The sequence below is a fragment of the Neisseria sp. P0001.S005 genome (assembly GCF_051963715.1).
This window is the reverse complement of sequence record NZ_JBQCTZ010000256.1, coordinates 1-4274: the sequence shown is the minus strand read 5'-3', so window position 1 is coordinate 4274 and position 4274 is coordinate 1. Positions and strand designations below refer to the sequence as shown.

2 protein-coding genes and 1 pseudogene are annotated in these 4274 nt (G+C 50.4%); all 3 read left to right on the top strand.

The window, feature by feature from the left end:
• Positions 1-369: pseudogene (gene misR, locus ACTHSP_RS18315) on the top strand (two-component system response regulator MisR); the annotation flags it as partial.
• Positions 370-384: 15 nt separating this feature from the next.
• Positions 385-1782, top strand: a complete 1398-nt coding sequence (locus ACTHSP_RS18310; protein ID WP_049329526.1) for a HAMP domain-containing sensor histidine kinase — start codon at positions 385-387, stop codon at positions 1780-1782.
• Between the two features lie 55 nt (positions 1783-1837).
• Complete coding sequence (locus ACTHSP_RS18305) at positions 1838-4228, top strand: GNAT family N-acetyltransferase (RefSeq protein ID WP_440346617.1); 2391 nt, start codon at positions 1838-1840, stop codon at positions 4226-4228.
• Positions 4229-4274 lie beyond the last annotated feature (46 nt).

Below are 4274 nucleotides of genomic sequence, written 5' to 3'. Positions count from 1 at the left end.
ACACCGCGCGAACTCTTGGCGCGTATCAACGCCATCTTGCGCCGTGCACAACACAGCAACGAACAAAACAACGCGCCGAACAGCATTTCTGTCAGCGACGTTGTCCTCTACCCCGCCAAACGCCAAGCCAGCATCAAAGACACTCCGCTTGAATTGACCAGCACCGAGTTTAATCTGCTTGAAGTTTTGATGCGCCACGCCGGACAAGTTGTCAGCAAAGAGACCCTGTCTATCGAGGCACTCGACCGCAAACTGGCTAAATTTGACCGCAGCATCGACGTACACATCTCCAGCATCCGCCACAAATTGGGCGATGCTTCTCTGATTCAAACTGTACGCGGCTTAGGTTACCTGTTTGTTAAAAACTAAAGATTAAACAGATCAATGAAACTGTTTCAACGCATCTTCGCCACATTTTGCGCAGTCATCGTCTGCGCAATCTTTGTGGCGAGTTTTTCATTTTGGCTGGTACAAAACACCCTTGCCGAAAACCAATTCAACCAACGCCGTACCATTGAAACCACATTGATGAGCAGCATCATTTCCGCATTCAACTCACGCGGAGACAGCGGTGCGCGCGAAATTCTTTCCGAATGGAAAAACAATCCGGTTTCCAATGCCGTTTATGTCATTACCGGCGATGATAAAAAAGATATTTTAGGCCGAAACATCGACAGTCTCTCCATTGAGCGCGCCCGTATCTTTGCCATCAACAACCCTGAATCTGATTTGGCACACATCGAATACGACCGTTTCGGCGAAGAATACCTCTTCTTCATTAAAGGCTGGGACAATCATCAAGCCCAACGCCTACCTAGCCCGCTCTTCATTCCCGGCCTGCCGCTTTCACCTATTTGGCACGAATTTATCATTCTGTCTTTCATCATCATCGTCGGCCTGCTGATGGCATACATCCTTGCTAACAATATTACCAAGCCTATTAAAATTCTTGGTGGCGGCATGGACAGAGTAGCCAACGGCGAACTCGAAACCCGCATTTCCCAACAAGTTGACGACCGTGACGACGAATTGTCCCATCTTGCCGTACAGTTCGACAAAATGGCCGAGAAACTTGAAAAACTTGTTGCCAAAGAGCGCCACCTGCTCCACCATGTTTCTCATGAAATGCGCTCGCCGCTGGCGCGTATGCAGGCGATTGTCGGCCTGATTCAATCTCAGCCGCAAAAACAAGAGCAATACCTCAAGCGACTTGAAGGCGAACTGGTGCGCATGGATACTTTGGTCGGCGAATTGTTGACCCTCTCCCGCTTGGAAACTTCCAATATTCCTTTGGAAAAAGAAAACCTCAAACTCGTTCCGTTCTTAACCAACTTGATTGAGGACAACCAAAGCATTGCCCACCAAAACAACCAAAGCGTTACCCTGAGCATTGACCCAAAAATCCCTGAAAATGCCGTAGTCAGCGCCAACGAAGGCTATCTATACCGCGCCTTTGACAACGTGATCCGCAATGCCATCAATTACAGTCCGGAAGGCAGCACCATTCAAACCCATATCGGACAAGACGGCAAAAACTGGATTATCGATGTTACCGACAACGGGCCTGGCGTAGATGAAATGCAGCTTCCGCATATTTTCACTGCCTTTTATCGCGCCGACTCCAGCGCACACAAGCCCGGTACAGGTTTAGGGCTTGCCTTGACGCAGCATATTATGAAACAGCACTGCGGTAAAATCATTGCTGAAAATGTCAAACCCAACGGCCTGAGGATGCGTTTTATCCTTCCCAAAAAGAAAGCCGGAGACAAAAAAGAAGTCTAAAAATAAGGCCGTCTGAAACTTTTCAGACGGCCAAAAACACAAATAAGGACCCATCATGAGTGCAACTGCCCAAACCGGCTACTTCTTCATGCCTGAACACATCATCCTCGTCGGCGCCAGCGAACGTCCGCACAGCCTTGGCGAGCGCATTTTCAGCCACCTGCTCGGTTCCTCATATCAAGGCAAAATAACCCCTGTCAATCTTCGACACAGCAGTGTTGCAGGCATTCCCTCCTACTCCAGCCTCAGCAAAATCCCGGGCCAAGCCGATTTGGTTGTTGCCGTTATCCCGCCCGACCATTACGACTCGCTGTTCAAAGCCTGCCGTAAAAAAGACCTGCGCCACATTATCCTGATTCAAGATTGGGAAAACCTACCGCCCGAATCCTGCAAAAACGCCCGTTCCATCATTCAAAAACATCACGGCGACGAATTGAACATCACCGTATGCAACAGCGCAGGCATCCAACTTCCCTCGCTCAACCTCAACATCGGCACCCAAACCGACTATCCGGCCGGCCATATTGCCTTACTGACCGGCCACAGCACTGTCAGCCGCAACATCAACCACCTGCTGAACACGCTGCACCAAGGCGTATCACGCCACATCAGCCTCAACTATAACCTAAGCCCTACTACATCCGCCGACTGGCTCAACCGCTTCGGCCACAACCGCCATACCAAAGTTGCCGTTATCCACTACAATCCGGCTGAAAACCAACGCGAGCTGTTCAGTGCCATCCGCCACTTTACACGCCACACTCCGCTTATCCTGTTGTCCACACACTACACCGACAACACAGACAAAGCCATCCTGCGCAGCCTCAGCCGCCATTGCAATTTCCAACCGGTATTCAATACCGCCGAACTGGAAGCAGCCCTAAAAGCCCACCTATCCGGCATTCCCGTCATTACCAACCCCACCATTCTATCCGACACACCGATAGAATGGCTGCGCACTACCGCCAATGCCTGCGAATTGACCCTCGACCTCCCAACCGATGTACCATCCATCCGACAAGGCTGCATCGGCAGCAACCCAACGCCTGCACGCATCCACCGTCTGGCACTCGAACAATTACAAAATCCGCATACTCAAGCCCTGCTCGGCATTATTTCGCCAGATACGCCGGATGCGTACAGCATTCATCAAACTCTGGATAATTTGGCACAAAAAACCAGTAAGCCCATTCTCGTCAGCTATCGTTTTTCAGACGGCCTGACACGGTTTAACACGCCGGAAGAAGCCTTACTGACACTTTATTTCCGCAATCAAACAACCTATTTGCAACAAATACAAAATACCCCTGCCCCAGCCAAAACAGGCCGTCTGAAAACACCTAAAAGCAAAAGTATCGATAAAGCCATTGCATCCGGCCAAACCGAACTGATGGCAGAAGCCCTATACCTGCCTCCGTGCCAAACCCCAAAACACCATGCCGTCCAGTTCCGGTTCAGCCGCCATGCCATTTACGGCAATACCCTTACCGCCCATTACAATGGCAAAACCGAAGCCGCATTGCCTCCCTTTACCACGCTCGATATCCAGCGTTTAAGCCAATTTGCAGAACTCGACAACACGTCCGTTCTCAATCAATTCCTGCATTCCCTAAACACGCTTATCCACAACAACCAGCATATCGGCGACATTATCCTCAACTACAACGGCAGCCAATACAACAGCACCATCATTCCCGAAATCGTAGAAAAACCTGTTGCACCAACAACCAAAATTCCTAAAAAAGCCGTCCAAACCTTGGAACAGGCCGCCGCCAAAATGCAAAGCGCCGCCGCCTATCTCCAACAAAAAAATCCGGCCGCAGCCGAATTCCTACGCAACACCGGCGAAGCCGCTTCCGAACTGCTGCACCCTAAAACCGAAACGCCCGAGATACAAAACGTACTCGCACCCTATCCGAGCCAAACCGATACCTTTACCCTGCCCGATGGCAACACACTGCACATCCGTGCATTAGAGCCTGAAGATGCCGAAGCCAAACAAAAATTTGTCCGCCAATTACCCGCGGCCGACCGCTATACACGTTTCATGACCCATACCAACGAGTTGCCACTGCCAACGCTCGCACGGCTGACCCGTCCCGATTTCCATACCGAATGCGCGTGGGCAGCCTTCGCTTCAGACGGCCGTATCGTCGCAGTCAGCCGTTACAGCCGCATCAATCGCAATGAGTGCGAGTTCGGCATCACTTTAGCGCCTGAAGCACGCAAAACCGGCCTGGCCGGCAAAATGATGAGCCTCATTATCCAAACTGCCACACAGCAAGGTTACCAAACCATGAATGCGGAAATCCTCAAAGAAAACACACCGATGCTCAAACTTGCTGAAAAATCAGGATTTACCGTCTCCCCATCTGAAACCGACCGTGGCCTGTATCAAGCCAACCTCGATTTGAACGAATGGCAAAACAGCAACAAAAACAAATAAAAACTTGCATAACCCGTGTGAAATATCCTAAAATTAGCGGTTTCTA

Excerpts from the sequence above, each read along its gene's own strand:
- ACTHSP_RS18310 (WP_049329526.1), top strand. The coding sequence starts at position 385 with ATGAAACTGTTTCAACGCATCTTCGCCACATTTTGCGCAGTCATCGTC.
- ACTHSP_RS18305 (WP_440346617.1), top strand. The coding sequence starts at position 1,838 with ATGAGTGCAACTGCCCAAACCGGCTACTTCTTCATGCCTGAACACATC.